We start from the raw sequence: 22,324 nt of genomic DNA on the forward strand, positions 1-22,324 counted from the left end.
TCGGCAAGCAACTACGAACCAGCTTCATTATCTTGTTCAAGCAATTCTGTATGCCGAGGAACGGCTACAACTCCATACATGCTCTTGCCATCACCCCTCCCGATAAGCTTAGATGGCCCCAGAGTAATCGTACCGGTAGCAGGTGTATTCCTCTTCCAGACAGAAAAGACGCGATCAATACTACTGCCGGGGCCTTTCTCGACAACGCGAGTGATACTGGGAGGTGCGCCAGGATACCGACCTTCATCCATTCCCACATCTGCCCCCGTATCATGAAAGTCTTTTGTGAGCCAGTTTGGTAACTGCAAACGGTTATCCAGGAGGATATATAACGATGAAGGAACGGCCAGTTCTACTTTCAACTGCAACTTTGATTCTGTGCGACTGTCATTAAACGTCATGACATAGTCACCACCGACCAAAAACTCTGGGAGACCTTCATCACCAATCGAATTCCACTGGTGAATACGGTCGACATACGCCTGAGCATCTTCTCCAAAGCCTCCACGCACGATGCGATAAAACTTCTTCACATCATTAATCGAAAGATTATCTCTGACGGATTGAATCGCGACTTGCTGACTGTGCACATGATCGTGCTGGCTGAATGAGTCAGCATTGACATTAAGCAGTCGATCGACAACTCCCAGGCTTGATAAACGGAGCCCTTCGCCCATGTAAAGCCGACTGGTTCCTCTCACCATGGTTGGTCGATTATCAGTATCAGCAACATCTACTTCCCCTTCGAAGACAGCAACATGCGTCTCGCCAGATTCTGTGATAGAAACACCAAATTCTGTGCCAAGGTCAGTAACGTGAGCGATATTCGAATCGACGCGAAAACCCTTCGCTTCCTCATTGTCTGCCCGTGCGACCAGCGTACCTTCATGCAGAAGGACATGCATGGGTGACTTGACCTCCAACTTTCCAGGACCATTCAAAGTCACAACGGCTCCCGATGTAAAACGAATCACTAATTCTCCGGATGTAATTTCGATGAAGTCGCCAACTCGAAGAGAATCACCAGTCTCAGGCACTCGACCATCTGATGTAACTCCGTAACCGTTGGCGACCATCGCAACATTTGGTGACTGAGATTTCAGGTTAAAGAATATAGTAGCAGCAATAAAGAAAATGAGAGCGGAAACAGAAATGGCCTTGAACCAACCACGCGATTGATACTTCCGTTTTTCAACACGTTTCGCTTGAAAAACGCTCCGCTTCTCGGTGGCATCCAAAATGCTACGAATGCGCGATGCTGTTTCCGCTTCAGTCTCCTGAGGGGCCTGATAGCGAAAGACACTGTCAATCACAGAACAATCCAGTAAACGTTGAACTGCCGTCGGGTCTTCTTTCAGTACAGCTTCCAATTTGAGAAAGTCATCAGGTGCAAGAGACTCGCCGCTGACATAACAACCGATTAAGCTATTGAGATCTTTAGATTGGTTCATGATTCTGTTGATTTTCGTGACGAAATTTGATGTCGCAGACAGTCTGCTAATCGTTGATAAGAGCGAGCCAGTTGTTTGTAAATTGCATCGATCGTCATTTCCATAGTTGATGCAATCGTTTCCACAGAAGACCCATCAATATAGCGTCGATGAACAATCTCCCGCGAACGAGAAGCCAGTCGTTCCAGACATAATTTTAAATAGTCATCGATTTCGACTTGCGAGCGTTTAATAAGTTCACTCTCCAGGAATTGTTCTCTCATCTGTTCCACCACTTCGGGAGAGAACAGCATAGGCTGTCGCTTGACGTTGCGACGGTATTCAGACACGACATTCGTGGCCACTCCAAGAGCCCACGGAAGAAAGGGACGATCAATATCATAATTCGGGAAGCGTTGCCAAAGTCGAATCGCCACATTTTGAGCCACATCATCGAGATCGGATTGATTGGGTAACAGAGTCCGAAGAAAGCGACGAATCCTTTGCTCGTTCGCCGTAAACACAACAACGAAATAAGATTCTCCTGCCTCTTCTTCATTAGACATCTTGCTGTCCAATTCACTGGAGTCCATTCGAGATAAGTTTTCTTTCGTCATCCATATCTCCGTCATAACAAACGAGGAATCATCCACAATTTCCGATCTTCAAAATACAGCAATCGTACAATAATTATCCCTCTTGTTCTAAAGGATTCACTCGACGTTTTGAATGTTTCGCTGTTTCTGTTGGCCCTGTCACCTCAAATTTAAATTCCTGAGAACCAGGCTTAATTTCAACTGTTTTGAAAGGCGACTGATATTTTTCATCAATGGGAGTCGATACACTCTGACCTTCCATCAACTCAAAATTGGGAATCGTTTGCAGAAACACTTCATGCGCGCCCAGTAATGCGCCAGACCGATCCTGCGTGTAAGATAGCACAAACCTGCCATCTTCATCAGTGGTCGCCACAGCAGGCCGACCTGATTTGACCGGTTGAAAAGTGACAACAAGACTCGCGCCCGGCTGACCATCTACAAGCACTAAACCAGTTACTTTTCCAAGTTCCGGGCTTTGATTGCAGCCAGACAAACTCAGAAAAGTTCCGCAAATCACTAAGAAGCTCATCAAATGCCAAGAAAAACGATACCAGAGATTGAGCATAAAAAACCTAAAATATCACCACGACTAAGGTGGTCCAACAAAATGTTTAAAAAAGCGAGTAGCAGGCCCGATACTCGCAAAGAAATCTTCAAGCTGAATCGCTAGAAATCTCCGATTGTCTGTCCGTCCTGAATCCCTACAAGCCGCTCAAGCGTACTGTCAATCGGCCCGTTTGGATTAGGTTGTCCACTCGTACGTGTGGTACGAAAATCAATATTTTCTGAAAGAAAACGTACTGAGCCATCAAATAAAAGTACCTGAACTCCGCCAACATGCTGGCTGCTCAAGCTTTCCTTTCGCGTGTGAACACTGGTCGAAGTGCTATTAATTCCGCCTCGCAACGTAAATCCCACATCATCCACACAGTCATCGGCGTTAGCTTCTGCACAACCGATCCAGACACCGGCATCATGATGGACGGTCCCCACCTTATAGGCTCGTTCACCGAGGGCAATCGAATTGGAAGTGCCATCGGTAATATCGCGGACTCGTCGTTGTGTTTTTCTTGTATAGCCAAAGCCCCCCGTCTGGGCATCTTCGTAAGTACCATTTCCTGCATTGTTATAAGTCGGATTTCGCCCCCGAGAGTGCCCAAATGCTGCGAAGTAATTGGAAGTTGAAACAGGCTTTGCAGGACTATAGCCACCACCAAATGAAAGCGGTGGGTTAGTCGCATTAAACTGACTTCGGTTATTGACAGCGGGCCCCGTATCGGAAGGACATCGGAACGCGGGAAACGGTCGATCGGCCGGGCTATTCGTGGCCTGTACGACGGAAGCCAAACTCACATTCCCTACATTCATTTGATTATAAAGTGGCGCCTGATCAATGTAAGGTAACAGCATACTACACCACCCCCACCCCGGCGTATTCCCGGCGGTCAAATTCGTTGGTTGATACACCAAAGCCGGGAACATGCGATAGACGTCGTGATAATTGTGTAAAGCAAGACCAAGCTGTTTCAGGTTATTTTTACATTGTGTTCGACGGGCCGCTTCGCGTGCCTGCTGAACAGCGGGCAGTAATAACGCAATTAATATGGCGATAATGGCAATCACAACTAACAGCTCAATGAGAGTGAAACCAGGGCGCTTCTGTATTTTCACAAACACGTGCATGACTCCTCAAAAATGAGATAGAACGGGGTCCCGGAACGACGAGAGTCTAAAAAGAACCAGTTTCAACGCAAAAAAATGCTCTCTAAGATTAAATTGGCAGAATCTTAATATTCTTGGACAATAAATCTAAGAATTAGCTATTTTTTTCGGAAACTTTCTAATTCAGAATGCTCACAAGATTTAGCAGCGGGTATGAGCAAACCGGGTTCAGATAAATGACAGAATTTTTCTCGTGAAGATCTATTAAAATGGAATCAAATTCAGACTCGGAAGAGAGCCTCTGAGGTATGATAGTTTAGTGTTGAACTGGCAATTCAATTCTGAATGAACTCTTTTTGCAGAGCCTCGGGGTCGAGATGGAGAATAACAGCGAGCATTCATCTATTCGCCCTTTGGAATATTATCAAATCATTGTGCTTCAGAAGATGATTCGTCGCAGACTCGTTCAAACGTTTCCAGATCAATTTCCCTGAGAGCAATTGCTGCTTCTGAGCTTAATCTGTGATCGAGTTGTAATTCCATTTGTAGTTTTGCTGCCGGGCTTATTTCAGAGTGGCCTTTTAACTCCTCTTTTGATTCATCTATGATCTTCACCAGGACAGGTACCGCTTTAATCGCCTTCGGTCCCAGATTTTTTAATGATGTTGCTGCAGCAACACGAGAAATTCCATATTTTTTTTCATTCAGCGTATCAATCAGCGTCTGAATGACTTCTGGTTTCGCAGAACCGATCGCTCCCAGCGCATTCACCATCGAACTACGAGTTAATTCCTGCTGGCGCTTACTATGTCTGTCTGGATTCTTAAGCAATTTTAAAGCATCGAGTATTGCGGGAACCGCTGGTTCTGATTGAGATCCCAATTGTCCCAGCGCTAATGCTGCCTCACTTTGACAGTTAAGACTCTCATCAAATAACATTTCTGAGAGAGCGTCGATGACTCTTTTGTCGGGCGTTCCTACCTTACATATCGATTTGGCAGCAATCACTCGAACAGTAGCGACCGGGTCTTTTAATGCCAGTAGCACTTCCGGAAGCACTGCTTCCGCGCGCTTACCAAATAGTCCAATATGATAGATTGATTCTGCGCGTATACTTCCACTAGGATCTTTCAATAATTCGGCTAAGATCGGAAGCGTTTCCGCTGCTTTTGTAGTATCGATGTGGGCAATTGCCTGTGCCGCAGAAAATCTGACATTCTTATCCTCGTCATTCAAGGCTTGAATTAAAGCCTGCGCCACCTGTTGATTTTCATGACCAGGTGCGATTTTGCTCAACATATACATTGCTTGAGTTCTTGTCTTGGCCTCTTCCATAGGCTGTACTTTTTCAACCAAGCCTGAAATGGAATCAGATCCAAGCTCAGTAAAAGCCAGACTGAGAGTCGGCGCATAAACGGTTTTGGGATTCGAATCAAGTAATTCGATGAGCCGTGGGACTGCCAGTTCCGTTACCTCATTTAATTTTACTTTTTTGAGAGCTTTTTCCGTTTCAGGTACGTTGAAGGATTCCACTGCTTGGACCAGTTCTTCGACTGCCTGACTTTGTGTATTATGCCCGGTAAGATAAATCAGTAAACCAATGGCTACAATCACCAAACAGGCTACTACGAAGATATCTCTAGTATTTATCCACGAAGATGGTTTGGATTGAGACATAATTATTTTCGTCAGTTACCAGCGATGAGATTGATGAATAAAACTGAAAGCTAAAAAGTGAACGATTAAGAATCATTGAAAGATCAATTTGATTTCAACCACCACCAATGGCGGGAAGGAAGTGTATTTCACTTTCGGAAGAAACTTTCTGCGACAAACCGCGGGGCGTCACATTTTGGTCGACGGTCACCGAAGTCCCCGCCCTGAGTTTCCCCTCAGGGCAAAGTCGCTCCATTACCCCTGGATACTCGTTGTCCAGAGACTGTACCGCTTCCAGAACCGTGGCTCCCTCCACAATCATTTCTTCCTTTCCTCCACAGTAAGATCTCAGTAACGGCGGAATGAATAAACGCGGCATTCTCGATACTACTCCTGATCAAGATTCCTTTTGCTTCTTTAAGAGTTCATGTAGTACGCGCGGAGGCGACATCGGCAGCTCATCCATGCGTACTCCGACAGCATCATAAATAGCAGCCGCAAGAGCAGCCGGTGGTGGCACAATGGGAACTTCTCCGACTCCGCGTACTCCAAACGGATGGCCGGGATTAGGAACTTCCACAATAATCGTGTCAATCATCGGTAAATCGTAACAAGTTGGGATACGGTAATCGAGGAAGTTCGCGTTCCGCATACTGCCATCCTCGTCATACCAGTATTCTTCGTTGAGACCCCAACCAATTCCCTGAACCGCACCACCCTGGATCTGTCCTTCAACATATGCAGGATGAATCGCGGTCCCACAGTCCTGTGCCGCGGTGTACCGCAGAATATCTACTTTTCCGGTATCAGGGTCCACCTCGACATCGACAACATGGGTACCAAAAGCACCACCAGGCTCATTATGGTTGGAAACACCACGTCCTACCAATGGCTCTCCTACGGCACTGAGTTCAACGGCGATCTCTTTGAAGGAAACTTTCTTGTCCGGCCCCAGGACATAACCATCCTCATAGGAGACCTGGTCAGAATCAACTTCCCACAGATCTGCTGCACGAGCGACAATCTGACGTTGTAAATCTTTGCCGGCTTCGTAAGCAGCCCAGCCTGTCGCATAAGTCACACGACTTCCACCTGTGACATCGGTGTAACCCACACTGTCTGTATCAACCACAGCCGGTTTGATGTCCTCTGCGGCAATTCCCAATGTTTCCGCAAACTGCATAGCAATCGCAGTTCGTGAGCCTCCGATGTCCGTTGAACCTTCCAGAAGTGAAACGGAACCGTCAGAGTTCACCGTTGCAGTCACGGCTGATTTCAGGCCTGCGTTAAACCAGAAACCGGAAGCGATTCCTCGTCCCCGATGTTGGGCTTCCAGCGGGCTCTTGAAGTGATCACTTTCTTTAATCGCTTCTAACGTTTCGACTAATCCGATTCGGGGATAGGTGACTCCGTCAACACGACGCGTGCCTTCTTTGGAAGCATTCAGCAGACGGAAATCGACGGGTGCCATTCCGAGTTTCTCACAAAGTTCCTCCACCACTGTTTCTGTAGCAAAAGCAGCGTTGGTGGCACCAGGTGCACGGTACGCGTTTGTACGTGGTTTGTTGACACAAACATCGTAACCTTCCACTCTCCCGTTTGGTACATCATAACAGGAGAAGACACACATCGCCCCTGCTCCGATCGGCGAGCCAGGATAAGCCCCCGCTTCATATGCCATCCAGGCATCAGCTGCGGTGATATGACCATCCGCATCCACGCCCATCTTAATTTTAATGTGGGAACCGGGAGTCGGTCCGGTTGCCTGTAGTACGTCAGTTCGGTCCATCACAACTTGAACGGGTGCCCCCGCAATGCGAGACAATGTCGCAGCAACAGGCGCCAAATAAACGGAGATTTTGCCACCAAAGCCGCCCCCAATTTCGGCAGGAACAACTTTGACGCGGGCCAGTGGAACGTCTAATAATTCTGCCACCTGTTGACGAACTGAAAACGTGCCCTGGGTCGAAGTCCAGACAGTGATCTGGCCATCATTGTTCCACAGCGCTGTCGCCACATGCGGTTCGATATACCCCTGATGCACGGTTGACGTGTTGAACTCTCTCTCAACAACGTATTTCGCTTCAGCAAATCCTTTTTCAATATCACCTTTCTCAAACAGAAAACGCTTGGCGATATTAGTGGGTTCGTCTCCTTTTTCACCAGTCGCAACCTCTTCGGTTCGTACATCCGGATTCAATACCGGTGCTTCATCTGACATTGCTTTCAGCACATTCAGGACGGGAGGTAAGACTTCATATTCCACTTCGATCAGATTTGCTGCTTCCTGCGCGATATGAATGTTATCCGCGGCGACCGCGGCGATAGAGTGCCCCTTATAAAGCACTTTGGTACGTGCCAGGTTGTTACTGCTGAGATGATTGAGAACAACAGATCCTTCTCCCAGTTCAGCAATTTTATCACCAGGTTCCGGCAGGTCCGCACTGGTAATCACAGCACGCACTCCAGGTAGCGCTTTGGCTTTCGAAGTATCAATCGACTTAATATTCGCATGCGCATGCGGGCTACGGAGAATCGCCCCGTAAATCATGCCTTTGACCTTAATATCTGCCCCATACAAGGCACGCCCTGTCACTTTGTCGGCACCATCATGCCGAATGGGGCGTGTTCCGATTACTTTATATTTAGGAGTGTCACCACTTCCTTCTGCTGCTTTGGTTTCATCAATGGTCGCCATTAGACAGTCTCCTTCTCACATGAGGCAGATTGTTCCGCCCTTGTTTCCGCAGCTTGTTGAATTGCACGCACAATTTTGTCATATCCGGTACAACGACACAAATTCCCTGCCATCGCAAAACGAATCTCTTCCTCGGTCGGACTTGGATTTTCATCCAGAAACGCTTTGGCTGCCATAATATACCCAGGAGTACAGATGCCACACTGTAACGCGGCATTTTCCAGAAAGGCTTCCTGCAAAGGATCCAGACCATCGCCAGGGGCCAAGCCTTCGATCGTCTCAATCTCGGCTCCTTCGGCTTCCATCGCCAGGATCATACAGCTATTGACTGCGCGGCCATCAATGACGACAGAACAGGCACCACAGTTCCCATTCGAACAACCTTCTTTGGCACCGGTCAGATTTAATGTGTCGCGCAATATTTCGAGTAAAGTCTGCCTTGGCTGGCAGAGGAACTCCTCTTCACGGCCATTAATAGTCGCGGTTACGATCCGTTTCTTCGCCATCGAAAAGTCCTTATTTAAAATTCTGATTATAATTTATTGTTTGTTTGTTTGAGATTTTAGATGCTTCGATAAAAATAACATCGGACATCAACCGCGAGCACGCTCTACCGCCTTTTTGATTACACGTTCAGTGAGCACTCCCGTTACATGATTCCGAAACTCTTCGGTTCCTCGCATATCGGTTATGGGATGAATCACAGCTCGTGCGGCCGCGGCTGCTTTTTGAATTGATTCATCATTCACAGGCTGACCAGCTAAAATCTCGCTGGCTTCCTGAGCATAAAATGGTTTTGCAGCGACAGCGCCCAGCCCAATGCAAGCGGAAACAAAATTCTCGCCGCTCTCATCCAAAACAACTGAAGCGGCGACGCCCACAACCGCAATATCCATTTCATTTCGAGGGATGAACCGACGGTAATGCGACCCGCTATGTGATGGTCGAGGTGGAAAGCGCAATTCCACAATAATCTCACCTTGCTCTAACACGTTTTGGCCAGGTCCCGTACAAAACTCATCAACGGGAATTTCTCGTGTCCCGTCAGGACCTGTAATCACAACCATCGCTTCCAAGGCAATCAAAGCGGGTGTCGAATCGGCGGCCGCGCCTGCATTCGCCAGATTACCACCCACACTGGCCCGGTTTTGAATCTGCATGCCACCAATAATGTTGCTACTATCGGTAATGGCTGAGTATTTTTCTACAATCCCCGGATGTCCGTAAATCTGATAACAGGGAACCGCGGCTCCCAATCGCAGACCTTGCTCATTGAGTTCAAGTGCCATCAATTCCGGGATTTTTTTCAAATCGACAATCAGATCGGCAGACAGCCTGCCCGTTCGCACATGATCGATCAGGTCGGTCCCTCCCGCCAATGGACGGGCATTCCCATTATTTTTGGCTAATAAGCCGACAGCGTCAGCCAATGAAGTGGGGGCTTCATAGTCAAAATCACGCATAGCAGGTTCGTCCCTCTCCAAATTGTCTTAGTCGTCTTCCATATTACATGTGGATCTCAGATCATTGATCGCGATTCACAGAAGCTCTATTATCAACCACGAGTGATATAACATCAATGCAACCAAAGACGAACAACCACCGGATTTCCTAATTTTATAATTTCCTTAAGAATAATGCCTCTCTGCAGACTGACAAGTGTTGTCACCCCCCACTGATGAGACGAGAAAAGTTCTGATTGCATTCCCCACAGCACTTACCTCACCTATTGGGATTTGTTAACCTGCTTCCCAACTAACAAATTTTAGGGAAGAATAGGCTTCCACCGGACCCTATTCAAGAGGCCAAATCCAACACTCTCAGGAGTGCCAGCGTAAAATTACTGACAGGACGTCAGTAATCAAAGTCCTCCGATGTATTATTATCCCTTGTCCAGTGGTCTCAAATAAAATCGAAACCGCACAAGAACAAAGTGCAGACTGCACTCAGAGGCAGGTTATATAAGTGGCACGAAAAAAAGCATCTTCAAGCCTGAATCAAAAATTTGAGCAGCGAACACAGGAGCTTGGCCAACAGATTTGGGGGCTGCTGGAACGTCGCGAACCAACCATGTTTGAAAAACGCTGGTGGGATGATCGGATTCTCTCCTGGGCAATGGCGGATGAATCAGTCAAAGTGCAAATGTTCCGCTTCGTGGATGTCCTGCCGATGCTCCGTTCCCACGAGTCAATCGTGAGCCACCTGCAGGAATACTTTGAAGATGTTCGCAAGCATCTTCCCTGGGCGGCTCGTATCGGGCTTGAATTATCACAGCCAAATTCTGTTTTGGGTCGTGCACTGGCTTTGAATGCCCGCTCCAATGCCCGACGTATGGCTAGCCGCTTCATTGCCGGTTCGACTGTGGAACAGGTCCATCATACAGTTGATCGACTCAGAAGCGAGAATTTCGCGTTCACGCTCGATCTCTTGGGCGAAGCTGTGATCAGTGAGAAAGAGGCTGAGTCCTACCTGCAAGCTTATCTTGATCTGATCAAGGGACTCTCCCCGCGTGTCAAAAAATGGTCGGAAAACGTACAACTCGATTGGGATAACCAGGGACATCTGCCACGAACCAATGTTTCGATCAAATTATCAGCATTATGCAGTCAATTCAAACCAACCGATCCTGTAGGCACAATGGCCGCTGTGCAGCCTCGCTTAAAACGGTTACTGCGATGTGCCATGCAACATGATGCTTATCTGCATGTCGATATGGAGCAGAATTCCTATAAACCATTGACGCTGGAGATTTTTAAACAGACTCTGATGGAAAAGGAGTTCCGCGATTTCGACAATGTGGGTATTGTGATTCAAGCATATCAACCCGAGGCCGAAAAGGATCTGAAGGACCTCTTAAAATGGACTAAAAAACGTAAAACCCCGATCTGGATTCGGCTCGTCAAAGGAGCATACTGGGATTATGAAACCATTACATCCCAATATCATGGCTGGCCGATCCCCGTGTATCAGGAAAAATGGGAATCCGATGCCAATTTTGAAAAACTGACTCAGATACTGCTGGAGAATTACCAATGGTTACGTCCTGCTTTTGGTAGCCATAATATGCGGAGCCTGGCCCACGCCATCGCTGTTGCCCATGAACTGGATATTCCCCCTTCCGCTTATGAAATCCAAATGCTGTATGGCATGGGGAAAGAACAGGCCCAGGTCTTTGCAGAAATGGGCCATCGCGTTCGTATTTATACTCCTTTCGGTGAATTAATACCCGGCATGGCCTATCTGGTCAGGCGTTTGCTGGAAAACACGTCCAACGACTCATTCCTTCGACAAAGCTTTAGTGAGCACGTCAATCTGGAGACCTTGATGATGAATCCTTCCGACCATGCCAAACAAACCTCTGAAAAGAACGCTTCAGACGAAACAACGAGCGGTTTCCAAAACGAACCGCTTATTGATTTCAGCCTGGAAGAATCCCGTACTCAAATGCAGGAAGCTCTGGAGTCTGTCGCGGATCAGCTAGGAAAAGAATATCCGCTGTTAATTAATGGTCGTGCCATCGATACCAAAACCACAATTACGTCTCGCAACCCATCGCACCACGATGAAGCAGTGGGTACAGTCTCATCAGCCTCAGCCGATGATGCCATCGATGCCATTGATGCCGCCCGCCGTGCTTTTCCGACATGGTCGAAAACGGAGCCGGAATATCGGTCTGAATACCTCGAACTGATCGCCGCCAACATGCGTCGGCGGCGTTTCGAGTTGGCAGCCTGGATCGTCTACGAATGCGGTAAACCCTGGGAAGAAGCAGACGGTGATGTCGCCGAAGCGATTGACTTTTGTATGTACTATGCCAATCAAATGCGTCGACTGGCTGAGCCTCTGAACTGTAATGTTCCCGGCGAAGAAAACGCCTATTTCTATCGCCCCAGGGGAACTGTCGCCGTGATTGCTCCCTGGAACTTTCCACTGGCGATTCTGACAGGCATGACCGCCGCCGCATTGGTCACTGGTAACACAGTCGTCATGAAGCCGGCAGAGCAATCATCGGTCGTTGCTGCGAAACTCATGGATTTGATTCATGAATCGGGTATTCCAGACGGTGTGGTTAATTTTCTCCCCGGGATTGGTGAAGAAGTCGGTCCCGAACTGGTAGGCAGTCCCGATGTAGAACTCATCACCTTTACCGGCTCGCGTGATGTAGGCTTGGCAATCAACGAATCGGCATCGGAAACAGACCTTAGACAGAATATGGTTAAACGAGTCATTGCCGAAATGGGTGGAAAAAATGCGATCATTATTGACGATGATGCCGATCTCGATGAAGCCGTTCTCGGTGTGATGCATTCCGCATTTAATTACGCAGGTCAGAAATGTTCTGCCTGCTCACGAGTCATCGTCTTGGAATCGATCCATGACACATTTGTAGAACGTCTGGTGGAGGCCACTAAGAGCCTGAAAATTGGTCCTGCTGAAGAACCGGGAACCATTGTCGGTCCCGTCATCGACGAAGACGCCAAGCAAAAAATTCTCGAATATATCGAAGCAGGGAAAGAGGAAGCAACACTGGCATTGGCCTGTGAGGCAACAGAGCTGGACGAAGAAGGATATTATGTCGGCCCTCATATTTTCACAGACGTCGATTCCACATGCCAGATTGCACAAGAAGAAATTTTTGGACCGGTTCTGGCTGTCATGAAAGCAGACGACATGGACGAAGCGATCTCGATTGCCAACGACACACCGTATGCATTAACGGCTGGCATCTATAGTCGCAGCCCGGCTAACTTAAATCGAGCCAGACGTGATCTGGTTGCCGGAAATATTTATTTGAATCGTAATATCACCGGTGCGATGGTCGAACGGCATCCATTCGGCGGTTTCAAAATGTCAGGTATCGGCAGCAAAACAGGCGGACCGGATTACCTGCTCCAATTTCTGATTCCCGTTAATGTCACCGAGAACACAATGCGTCGTGGATTTGCACCAACGGCCGTCGGCGACGATTCTGAGGAAGAACAATAACGGAACAAATAACAATTTCACGTGTTTTTCTCTGATTACGTGTGATCGTTCGAGCTTGGTCTGAATTCTGAGTCTAATTCAGATCAGTTCTCTGACGGAATTCTTACATTTATTGTTTTGATGGCCTCCCCCTATCACAAAGCTTCGTTATTTCACCGTAACTAATGGAACTTTCTTGTGACATTGCTATCAAGCCAAGTATAATGGACGAAGGATTCCAACAGTGCTTCCTGCGGGTTCCAGGATCCAATTCCGCTTACTGGAGCCATCTGGTATTCTGAGCATCAAAGCCACACCACTGCCGACTGATTACACCCCTAAAAATCTCTCCTCAATAGAATCTAATTGAACAATGATGAACTATATCTCTCAGCGTATTTCTATTTTGATCGTGTCATCTTGCTTTTTCACTGCTTTAATGATGGGCTTGGACAATGCAAACAGTAGTGACTGGCCGATGTGGCGTCAAAATGCGGGGCGAACCGGGGTAACAACGGAATCACTGCCTGAAAAACTCTCGTTGAAATGGGTACGACAGCTGCCAGAAATCACGCCTGCGTTTCACAATGCACGTTTGCAATTCGATGCCGGTTATGAACCAATTGTGGCTGATGGCGTTCTGCTCATCGCGTCTTCCCGCAATGATTCGGTCACGGCGTACGAAGCAGCGACAGGTCGTGAACTCTGGGTGTATCATATAAATGGGCCGGTCCGATTCGCCCCCGCAGTCTGGCAGGATTATGTCTGCTTTGGATCTGACGATGGTTTTCTCTATTGTGTTGAACTATCAACGGGAAAGTTACGTTGGAAACACCGCGCAGTACCTAACGAACGGCGTTTGCTTGGAAATCAACGTCTGATTTCGGTGTGGCCCGTCCGCGGCGGGCCAGTCGTGTCAGAGGGTATTGTCTACTTCGCCGCAGGTGTCTGGCCATTCGAGGGAGTTTTCGTCTATGCAATGGATATCGCAACGGGTAACGTGATCTGGCGGAACGAGCGACTCGGCTATCTGTTCGGCCAACAGCCACACAATACAAAGGCGATCGGAGGTCTTGCGCCGCAAGGCTATCTGATCGTCAATGGCGATGAATTGATTGTACCGTGCTCAACAGCATACCCGGCGCGGTTGAATCGGAAAACAGGCGAATTAATTGAATTTAAGCTACCGACTGAGGGAGGCTTTCCCGGGGGCTGGTTTGCTGCTCTTGACCCTGAAGACGCTAAAGCGATACGGCGTGGAAAACTGGCCTTCGACAAAGTAATAAATAGCCAAAGGCACGAAGATAAAGTACGTAAGGGATTAGGCAAACAAAGTATTAGCCGTGTCATTCGTGCTGGCGACCGTTCCTTGAATTTCGACGACAAACTAGATGGCGTTGGAGGAGTAATCCACTCAATGATCGTTGCCGATGGTCGGCTCTTTGTCGCGACACGAAACGGAAAACTCTACTGCTTTGAAGAACAGAAAGGAGTGAAGTCGACACCTGTCAAACAGTGGCAAGAGAGTGTAACTCCACTGACCACAACACCACAATCGACCCGGTTCGTAAAATCATTGATTCAGGAATCTGCCGGGCCTCAAGGAATCGCATTGGTGGTTGGACTGAAAAATGGTTCGCTTGTTAAGGCTCTTCTAAAAGAATCAAACTACCACGTCATCGCCTTTGATCATCACACTGATCGAGTTGATCAACTTCGTGGTGAACTACAAGGAGCTGAACTTTATGGAACACGCGCTGCGGTCATCGAATGTGATCCGAAGCAAGTAACCTTGCCTCCCTATCTGGCTAGTGTCATTGTGACAGAAACACCAGAACAAATTGCTGAATCCTGGAATCAACTACTGCAGTCACTCCGACCATTTGGCGGACTCGCTGTATTGGGAATCAAACATCACACCAGCATTAATAACGATCTCAACCTAAAATCGCTCAAGCCAGGCAATTTCGAACTCTCCGAGTTTGAGCTGACAAAAACAGAACCATCCGAATTCGAGGAGCTGGCACTGGTACGGCGTGTTGGTGCTTTGCCAGGCACAGCCGATTACCAAGGAGGCTACAAACACTGTGAAGATACACTCGTCCGTTTTCCGCTGGGTGTTCTCTGGTTTGACGATACGCTCGCGCACTTCAAACGCTCACCACAGCCCCATTTCTTTAACGGAATTATGGTATCCCGCCCTAAAGACTGGCATGCCACACGCGTCAAAGGTGACTGGTCCATCGACTATCCATTAAACCGCCCCGTTCTCTCCGATATCTACACTGGCCGTGTACTTGAACCATCAGAACAAACCACTTTACGTAAGAATCTGGCGGCGAACCCAACAGGACCCCAGCCAAGTTACTATCACGCACCACACCAGAAAACAATGTTGCACCCTGACCCGCCAGTCGCGGGAGAACGCATCAACCCGCTGACGGGCCTGAAAGAACCACGCGCGTTCCCGAAAATGTATGGCTGTGATGGCGGAGTCGATTACGGATTGTTCTATACATTAAGAAGCGGAACGGCTTCCTACTACGACAAGACACTGGAAAGCGGAACGGTTTTCATCAGTGGACCGCGTAGTGGTTGCTCCAACAGCATTATTCCTTCGGGTGGATTGCTGAATGTCCCATATTTTTATGAAGGTTGTACCTGTAGTTATCCACTCCCCGCTGGTTTGTCTATGGTGGCCATGCCTGAGAGTTTTGAGCAGTGGTCATCGTGGGGTGAAGACAAAATCAAACCCGCCTCGATACAGCGGATTGGCTTGAATTTCGGAGCACCCGGTGATCGGAAAACACGTAATGGGACACTCTGGCTCGATTACCCCTCTATCGGCGGCCCCTCTCCCCAAATCAGAGTCGAAACGAAACCAAAGAATCCCAAGTACCGCTATCGGCACACGAACTGGATGCAAGGTGACAATGAGTGGCCGTGGGTTGCCGCATCTACAGTGAAAGGGCTCCAGGAACTGACACTGCATGATCTCAAACCAGGAACTTATACCGTCAAGCTCTACTTTGCTGAAGTTGACGACATTCAACCCGGACAACGAAAGCAGACGATTTCTTTGCAAGGACAGCCTGTCCTGAGTGACTTCGACATCCTCGCAGAAGCAAAACAGTCGATGACAGGAATCACTCGTCAGGTTGAAAACATCAAGGTTGACGGCACTTTGACGATGACCTTACAGGCACTAACAGGAAATTCTCTCATCAGCGGGATCGAGATCACTAGAGCTCCCTAAAACGAAAACCTTACTTACTGTAAACTCAATAAGTTTTCGAAAATCGCACTAAACAATGAATCACAATGTGGACAAAAACTCAGAACACATAATATAATTAACTCTTGTGCACTTTGTCTGTTATTGCTCCCCTCAGTGTTGAGATTACTAATGATCCCCCAAAATAGATCTTATGATATCAATCGGCGTCCCACTTTGCAGTTCTTTGTGCTCACGCTCGCACTGTTCTCGATAGTGTGTCTCTATCCATCAGGAATCTTCGCCCAAAATCTTCCTCAATCAGATCCCTTCGATGTTGAGATTCCACTGGAGTTTTCCGAAGTGAGGAAGGCGTTAGACAGAGACGACTATGACCAGGCGCTTAAGCTGCTCTCAAACCTGCGCATCAAGTCTGTGAAAGAGAAAAACAAAGTGCTTCAAGAAGAAGTTATATCAACGATGAAACAAGTCAATCAGCAAAAACGGGAGTTTGCAAAAGTTCGCCAGTCATATGAAACACTGAAAAAGAAATCGATTGATCCTAAGGCGTATAAACAGGTTGGGGATTTTTACTGCGCAGTAAAAGCTGATTGGAAAAAAGGCCTACTGCTCCTTTCTAAGTCCGGCAATCCTGCGCTTCGTCAGACAGTCCTAGCTGATTTAAAGCGTCCCACCATTCCTGCTCAACAGGCACAGTTAGCAGATGCCTGGTGGAAACTGGCGGCGCAAGAAAAGGGAAACGTCCGAAAAGCGTATCAATTGCGAGGACGCTACTGGTATTTACAGGCACGCCCTCGTTTACCAATCAAGGAACGTGTTGGGCGAGAAAAAAAATTACAACAAATTATAATAGAAGCTGACAAAATTGTGATCTGGAATCAGCATAACGGAAGTTATTCAGATCGTGGTACGACTGAATGTATTGTGACACTCCTCTATAAAGGTAAGTCGGTTTGGCGGCAAAAAGCTCAGATACCATGGGAACCCGATACCCCGGCAGATCGAGTTTTACGACCTCCCCACGTTCGATTCGATCAGGTTCGTATTGATGTGACCAAGATACGTGGTAAAGGTGGCGGGCTGGGTGAGGTTGAAGTTTTCGACGGGAATATTAATGTCGCGCGTAACAGTTCGACAATCGCAAACGGGTATTGGGAAAAGAATCCATCATTCCATCCCAATAATCTAACCAACGGAAACAAGACAGGACAGTCAGGTTTTTGGCTGTTGGACAATGACCAAAAAGGTTGGGCATTGGTTGACATGATTAACTTCCTACAGCAACCGTGAAAGCGCCTGCGACTATAGGAGTATGGAGTATTCACTGATGAAATTACTCCGCTCACCAATTTGGAATATGCTCCTCGTTTGATTTTCAACTCTCAACCACCTCGGCATTAACCGAATCCACCGCCATCGTCGCCCATGTAGCCTCCTTCGGGAACATCCAGATTGGAATAGTTTCCAAAGCGCATCGACTCTTTCATCCAGGTTAAGTTGACGATGCCGGTTGGACCACTACGGTGCTTGGCAACGATTACTTCTGCCAGACCGGGATGATCTTCGGGATCGTAAGCGTCCGGGCGGTGCAGGAACATAATCAAGTCGGCGTCCTGTTCGATGGCACCACTCTCACGCAGGTCAGCCAGACGAGGCCGTTTGTCTTCGCGTAATTCCACACCACGGTTTAACTGAGCTAAGGCGATGATCGGAACATTCAATTCCTTACAAAGCCCCTTGAGTCGACGGGTAATCTGCGCAATCTGCTGTTCACGAGGCGTTGCTTTATCTTCTGGTTCGATCAATTGTAAATAGTCGATAATGATCAAACTGAGGTTACTAAGTCGTTTCAATCGGCGACATATCGCGCTGATTTCCTGTATGGTACGGCCAGGTTTATCATCAATAAACAAGGGGCACTCGCTGAGTTCGGACGAAGCTTCAATCAAACGATGTCGCTCGTCATCTTCCAGGTCACCAGCTCGTAAAGAGTGACCATTCACACCCGAGCGAATACAAAGAAATCGTTCAGCGAGTTCGAGTTTGGACTGTTCCAGACTAAAAATGATGGTCGCAGCTCCCCCGTCATCGGCCGCTGATTCTGCAATGTTACAGACCAGCGCCGTCTTCCCCATACTGGGGCGTGCTGCCAGAATGATCAACTCGGAAGGTTGGAATCCATTAATCTGCGTATCAAGATCAATGAAACCAGTCGTTAATCCGGTAAGCATCCCTTCTTTTTGTGACCGTTCATGAATTCGGTCAAAGGTTTCCATCAGAATATCTTTGATCTCTAGCTTATCACCTTCCCCCTGTTGTTCCAGGATGCTGAAGATACTCTGCTCTGCCTTATTTAAGACATCCAGTGTGTCTCCCTGTGGTGCATAACTTTCTCGAATGATTTCCGTGCAGGAATGAATCAGAGTGCGTTGGACCGATTTGTCCCTGACAATTTTAGCATAATATTCTGCATGGGCCGCATGCGGAACACTTTCCAGAATTTCATGCAAATAGAGAACACCCCCCGCTTCTTCAAGCTCGCCTTTCGAGTCGAGTTCTTCTGCGACAGTGAGTGCGTCAATCCCACGAACACCAGAATCATGTAATCGTAACACGGCAGCGTAGATTCGTGAATTCTTTTCGCTATAAAAGTGATTGGCTTTGACAATCTGAACCAAGTCATCAATCACAATGTTGTCCAGAAGAATACTGCCCAATACTCCCTTTTCAGCATCCAGATTCTGAGGGGGCACCTTGCCGAACAATTCTTCGACTGATTCCTGTTTGGGGCCGCGAAATTTTCCTTTTCCGGCAACTGACATGACCATCCCCTGGCTATGTAGGTGTTTTGATATGCGAATTAGGAAGTAGAGTTGTTTAATAGCCGAAGAACAGACCCTACCCCGCTGTTTCGATCATATAAAACAAAAAGAGGCCCGGCAATATACCAGACCTCTCTCTTATTCAGGAAAATCAGAGTGGCAGAAATCCTCTTGCCAACTGCAGTTATTTCTTTTCGGCAGCAGGCACAACCCAAACCTTAACCTCTGTTTTTACTTTTTCATGTAACTGCAATTTGACAGTGTACATCCCTAATTCCTTGAGAGGACCTTCCAGACGAACACCTTCAGCATCAACATCAAAGCCCCCCTCTTTAAGGGACTTACTGATATCAACGGCGACGATGGACCCATAGAGATGGCCATCTTCGTTCGCATTCGCCTCCATTGTCACACTGTGTTTACTCAGTTTTTCTGCGAGTGCTTTCAAGGATTTGAGTCGGTCTTTTTCCAGTTCAGCCAGGCGCTTCTGGTGCTGAACGACCATACGTTCGTTATGTTCCGTGGCAACTGTCGCCAAACCGTAAGGCAATAAAAAGTTACGAGCATAGCCTGGCTTCACTCGTACAATATCACCCTGATCGCCAAGGTGATCGACTTTTTCTGCTAATAAAACATCGACAGATGATTTTGAACTACCAATGACAGAGGTACTACGTCGTTTGCGAACCATTATCAATCACTTCCGTAACTTACTGTGTTATACAATCTTTTAAATAACAAGATATTATATACATTCACTTTTCATTTACCGATTTTCGAATGCCATCCCGTTAGAATGGAACATCGTCATCGGGCATTCCACCACCACTGGGTGCGTCATCATAAAATGAATCTGCAGCGTTCGAAGCCCCACCTTGAGCGGGCGCGTTACCTCCGGCAGCATACCCACCACCGGATCTGCCACCGCCTCCACCACCAGATTCACCTCGGCCTCCCAGCATTGTCATATTTTCGCCAACCACTTTGAGCTTACTACGCTTTTGACCAGACTCTTTATCATCCCACTGGTCAAGTTGTAAACGACCTTCAATCAGAACAGAACGTCCCTTTGTCAGATATTCACTGGCAACTTCTGCAGTGCGCCCCCATAGCGTGACATCAACGAAAGTTGTCTCTTCTTTGCGAGAATTGGAGTTCTTATCAAACCAACTACGATTGACGGCAAGCCCAACTTCAGCAACCGCACTTCCCCCTGGTGTGTAGCGAACCTGAGGATCTCGTGTTAAATTACCGACTAAAATTACTTTGTTAAAACTGGCCATCACCGGCCTCCCTGAAACAAAATGTTCTGAGCTTGAACTCTCTGAAAGAACGATATTCAAAAACGATGCAAAAAGAAGAAATGACAATGATTATTATTCGTCGACGTCATCAATTGCATCATAATCGGGAGCTTCCAGATCAATATCAACTTTTTCTTCTTTCACTTCTTCAATCGGTTGCGGTTCAGCAGATGTTGCAGGATCAATTGCGGCTACCATCGCATCAAACAAAGTTAGTGGTTGTTTGATCACAAGCTGACGAATAACAATATCGCTCAGATGACAAGCACGAGTAATGATATCCATCCCACTGCCAGGCATTTTGAAATAAACCAGGTAGTGCAGCCCTTTCATGTGCCCTTCAATTTCATAGGCAAGCTTCCCATCCTGCCAGGGACGGTGAGCTACGACTTCTGCACCTGCTTTTTCCAAAATTTCCATCAAGTGGGAAATGGTTCCTTCGTGATCAGCAGCAAACTTGCCACTGTCCAATAAGAACATTCCTTCATAATTGACCATAACCGCTTTTTTTTCTGCTACAGACAAGACTTTTCTCCCGAAATAATTTGGCCCGCTTTCTGGCCAGATTGACGATCAAATTCTCATTTTATGTTAATTATACCAGCCGGTTGAAAATCAAACCGGGACATCATGATTCAGGTGCGTTTACCTGATTCATGGCAATTTCAAGACCATTTTGAACCCAACACTCAATCCCACTTGCAGCAGAATGTACTGCCTGAGTGATGAGCTCAGATTCATTAGATGCAAAACGCCCCAATACATAATCCGCGCCTGAAAAACCCGCGGGCGGTCGTCCCACACCAATTCTTAGTCGTGGAATGTCCTGGGTATTCAAACTTTGAATGATGTTTTGTAAACCTTTTTGACCACCGGCCGAACCAGCTCCCCGCAAGCGAAGCCGTCCAACTGGTAAGTTCATATCATCACAAACTACCATTAAATCAGTCGAGGGTAGTTTGAAAAACTTTACCAAAGCCGCGACACAGCGGCCACTTAAATTCATAAAAGTTTGCGGTGCAACCAGTAAAACCTTCTCATCCGCAAACGAAAACTCACCCACCTCTGCCTCAAATTGACTCTTGAAACTGGATATGTTATGCCAGCCCGCCAATTCAGACAGAACGTCAAAACCAACATTGTGGCGCGTTCGCTCGTATTTTTTACCGGGGTTTCCCAGCCCTACGACCACTTTCACAGCACCACCTGTTAGACATTTGACTCAAGCTATATTTAGTATTCTCCCAATAACTATTCTGCTGTTACCTCGGGAGTTTCTTCTTCTGTCGCTACGACTTCCTCTTCTCCCTTAGGAGCAATCACATGGACTACGACCTGATCTTCGGGATGGTGTAGTTTGGCCCCACGAGGCACCTCCACATCACTAATGTGAATTGAATCACCAATCTCCAGTGTGTTGATACGAATCGAAATGTTGTCCGGAATATTATGGGCCAAACAGTCCAACTCCAGGGAGTGCAAAGGCTGCTCCAGCACGCCACCAGACGTAACTCCAGGCGAAGTTCCTCGCAATCGAACCTGAACTTCAACGGTCACACGTTCTGAAGCATTAATACGCATCAGATCCACGTGTAATATTTGGTTACCGAAGGTATCCCATTGGATGTCCCTCAGCATTGTTTCTTCGACTTGACCATCCAGATCAATTTCAAAAACCCGTTCACGGTTCTTGATGAGATTCTGCAAATCAGTATCTTCGACGCTAATATGGGCAGGCTCCTGACCATGGCCATAGACGACAGCAGGAATTCGGCCCGCTCGACGCACTCGGTTACTTTCAATCGACCCTAATTTATCCCGCTTGAAAGCACTGATTTTCTGCAAAACAAAATCGTCTGACATTTCCCAACATTCCTAAAGTAGCAATCCGACTTAAGATGCGAATTAACTCTACCAATAAAGATATTTTGACTCTATAAACCTAACAATATG

At 47.4% G+C, this 22,324-nt stretch carries 18 protein-coding genes; 3 read left to right on the top strand and 15 right to left on the bottom strand.

Annotation, left to right across the window (positions count from 1 at the left end):
• Nucleotides 1-11: 11 nt before the first annotated feature.
• The 9 genes from V144x_RS21325 to V144x_RS21365 form a co-directional block, all read right to left on the bottom strand.
• Complete coding sequence (locus V144x_RS21325) at nucleotides 12-1,451, bottom strand: FecR domain-containing protein (protein WP_144987945.1); 1,440 nt, start codon at nucleotides 1,449-1,451, stop codon at nucleotides 12-14.
• Complete coding sequence (locus V144x_RS21330) at nucleotides 1,448-2,047, bottom strand: sigma-70 family RNA polymerase sigma factor (protein ID WP_197998566.1); 600 nt, start codon at nucleotides 2,045-2,047, stop codon at nucleotides 1,448-1,450. The genes V144x_RS21325 and V144x_RS21330 overlap by 4 nt, the downstream gene beginning before the upstream one ends.
• A gap of 73 nt (nucleotides 2,048-2,120) precedes the next feature.
• Nucleotides 2,121-2,522, bottom strand: coding sequence for a transthyretin-like family protein (locus tag V144x_RS21335; RefSeq protein ID WP_144987949.1), 402 nt, complete (start codon nucleotides 2,520-2,522; stop codon nucleotides 2,121-2,123).
• Between the two features lie 173 nt (nucleotides 2,523-2,695).
• Nucleotides 2,696-3,712 (bottom strand): DUF1559 domain-containing protein, encoded by a 1,017-nt coding sequence (locus tag V144x_RS21340; RefSeq protein WP_144987951.1) that lies wholly within the window; start codon nucleotides 3,710-3,712, stop codon nucleotides 2,696-2,698.
• Between the two features lie 408 nt (nucleotides 3,713-4,120).
• Nucleotides 4,121-5,368 (bottom strand): HEAT repeat domain-containing protein, encoded by a 1,248-nt coding sequence (locus tag V144x_RS21345; RefSeq protein ID WP_144987953.1) that lies wholly within the window; start codon nucleotides 5,366-5,368, stop codon nucleotides 4,121-4,123.
• Between the two features lie 94 nt (nucleotides 5,369-5,462).
• Nucleotides 5,463-5,726, bottom strand: a complete 264-nt coding sequence (locus V144x_RS21350; protein ID WP_144987955.1) for a MoaD/ThiS family protein — start codon at nucleotides 5,724-5,726, stop codon at nucleotides 5,463-5,465.
• An 18-nt stretch (nucleotides 5,727-5,744) separates the two neighbouring features.
• The gene (locus V144x_RS21355) at nucleotides 5,745-8,045 is read right to left on the bottom strand and encodes a xanthine dehydrogenase family protein molybdopterin-binding subunit (protein WP_144987957.1); all 2,301 of its coding nucleotides are present in this window, start codon (nucleotides 8,043-8,045) and stop codon (nucleotides 5,745-5,747) included.
• On the bottom strand, nucleotides 8,045-8,551 hold the full coding sequence (locus tag V144x_RS21360; RefSeq protein WP_144987959.1) for a (2Fe-2S)-binding protein: 507 nt from the start codon (nucleotides 8,549-8,551) through the stop codon (nucleotides 8,045-8,047). The genes V144x_RS21355 and V144x_RS21360 overlap by 1 nt, the downstream gene beginning before the upstream one ends.
• An 87-nt stretch (nucleotides 8,552-8,638) precedes the next feature.
• Nucleotides 8,639-9,508, bottom strand: a complete 870-nt coding sequence (locus V144x_RS21365) for an FAD binding domain-containing protein (RefSeq protein ID WP_144987961.1) — start codon at nucleotides 9,506-9,508, stop codon at nucleotides 8,639-8,641.
• A gap of 502 nt (nucleotides 9,509-10,010) precedes the next feature.
• Between V144x_RS21365 and pruA the strand changes: the two genes are divergently transcribed.
• From pruA to V144x_RS21380, 3 genes are all read left to right on the top strand, one after another.
• Complete coding sequence (pruA, locus tag V144x_RS21370) at nucleotides 10,011-13,031, top strand: L-glutamate gamma-semialdehyde dehydrogenase (RefSeq protein ID WP_144987963.1); 3,021 nt, start codon at nucleotides 10,011-10,013, stop codon at nucleotides 13,029-13,031.
• Nucleotides 13,032-13,383: 352 nt separating this feature from the next.
• Nucleotides 13,384-16,266 (top strand): outer membrane protein assembly factor BamB family protein, encoded by a 2,883-nt coding sequence (locus V144x_RS21375; protein ID WP_144987965.1) that lies wholly within the window; start codon nucleotides 13,384-13,386, stop codon nucleotides 16,264-16,266.
• A 150-nt stretch (nucleotides 16,267-16,416) separates the two neighbouring features.
• Nucleotides 16,417-17,535, top strand: coding sequence for a hypothetical protein (locus V144x_RS21380; protein ID WP_144987967.1), 1,119 nt, complete (start codon nucleotides 16,417-16,419; stop codon nucleotides 17,533-17,535).
• Between the two features lie 107 nt (nucleotides 17,536-17,642).
• On the opposite strand, the gene dnaB is transcribed toward V144x_RS21380, so the two are convergent.
• From dnaB to V144x_RS21410, 6 genes are all read right to left on the bottom strand, one after another.
• Entirely contained in the window at nucleotides 17,643-19,067 is a 1,425-nt protein-coding gene (dnaB, locus tag V144x_RS21385) for a replicative DNA helicase (protein WP_144987969.1), read from the bottom strand.
• A gap of 184 nt (nucleotides 19,068-19,251) precedes the next feature.
• Nucleotides 19,252-19,758, bottom strand: coding sequence for a 50S ribosomal protein L9 (gene rplI, locus V144x_RS21390; RefSeq protein WP_144987971.1), 507 nt, complete (start codon nucleotides 19,756-19,758; stop codon nucleotides 19,252-19,254).
• Nucleotides 19,759-19,858: 100 nt separating this feature from the next.
• On the bottom strand, nucleotides 19,859-20,350 hold the full coding sequence (gene ssb, locus V144x_RS21395) for a single-stranded DNA-binding protein (protein WP_144987973.1): 492 nt from the start codon (nucleotides 20,348-20,350) through the stop codon (nucleotides 19,859-19,861).
• Between the two features lie 93 nt (nucleotides 20,351-20,443).
• A complete protein-coding gene (gene rpsF, locus V144x_RS21400) occupies nucleotides 20,444-20,896 on the bottom strand; it encodes a 30S ribosomal protein S6 (protein ID WP_232102598.1) in 453 nt (150 codons plus the stop codon).
• Nucleotides 20,897-20,999: 103 nt separating this feature from the next.
• Nucleotides 21,000-21,569 (bottom strand): aminoacyl-tRNA hydrolase, encoded by a 570-nt coding sequence (gene pth, locus V144x_RS21405; RefSeq protein WP_144987975.1) that lies wholly within the window; start codon nucleotides 21,567-21,569, stop codon nucleotides 21,000-21,002.
• A gap of 53 nt (nucleotides 21,570-21,622) precedes the next feature.
• Nucleotides 21,623-22,234, bottom strand: coding sequence for a 50S ribosomal protein L25 (locus V144x_RS21410; protein WP_144987978.1), 612 nt, complete (start codon nucleotides 22,232-22,234; stop codon nucleotides 21,623-21,625).
• Nucleotides 22,235-22,324 lie beyond the last annotated feature (90 nt).

Source organism: Gimesia aquarii (assembly GCF_007748195.1).
GTDB classification, from domain to species: Bacteria; Planctomycetota; Planctomycetia; order Planctomycetales; family Planctomycetaceae; genus Gimesia; species Gimesia aquarii.

Coding starts and splice junctions, on each gene's coding strand:
- V144x_RS21355 (WP_144987957.1), bottom strand. CDS start 8,045: ATGGCGACCATTGATGAAACCAAAGCAGCAGAAGGAAGTGGTGACACT.
- V144x_RS21350 (WP_144987955.1), bottom strand. CDS start 5,726: ATGCCGCGTTTATTCATTCCGCCGTTACTGAGATCTTACTGTGGAGGA.
- V144x_RS21375 (WP_144987965.1), top strand. CDS start 13,384: ATGATGAACTATATCTCTCAGCGTATTTCTATTTTGATCGTGTCATCT.
- V144x_RS21410 (WP_144987978.1), bottom strand. CDS start 22,234: ATGTCAGACGATTTTGTTTTGCAGAAAATCAGTGCTTTCAAGCGGGAT.
- V144x_RS21345 (WP_144987953.1), bottom strand. CDS start 5,368: ATGTCTCAATCCAAACCATCTTCGTGGATAAATACTAGAGATATCTTC.
- V144x_RS21340 (WP_144987951.1), bottom strand. CDS start 3,712: ATGCACGTGTTTGTGAAAATACAGAAGCGCCCTGGTTTCACTCTCATT.
- V144x_RS21380 (WP_144987967.1), top strand. CDS start 16,417: ATGATCCCCCAAAATAGATCTTATGATATCAATCGGCGTCCCACTTTG.
- V144x_RS21325 (WP_144987945.1), bottom strand. CDS start 1,451: ATGAACCAATCTAAAGATCTCAATAGCTTAATCGGTTGTTATGTCAGC.
- V144x_RS21365 (WP_144987961.1), bottom strand. CDS start 9,508: ATGCGTGATTTTGACTATGAAGCCCCCACTTCATTGGCTGACGCTGTC.
- ssb (WP_144987973.1), bottom strand. CDS start 20,350: ATGGCCAGTTTTAACAAAGTAATTTTAGTCGGTAATTTAACACGAGAT.
- dnaB (WP_144987969.1), bottom strand. CDS start 19,067: ATGTCAGTTGCCGGAAAAGGAAAATTTCGCGGCCCCAAACAGGAATCA.
- V144x_RS21360 (WP_144987959.1), bottom strand. CDS start 8,551: ATGGCGAAGAAACGGATCGTAACCGCGACTATTAATGGCCGTGAAGAG.
- V144x_RS21330 (WP_197998566.1), bottom strand. CDS start 2,047: ATGACGAAAGAAAACTTATCTCGAATGGACTCCAGTGAATTGGACAGC.
- rplI (WP_144987971.1), bottom strand. CDS start 19,758: ATGGTTCGCAAACGACGTAGTACCTCTGTCATTGGTAGTTCAAAATCA.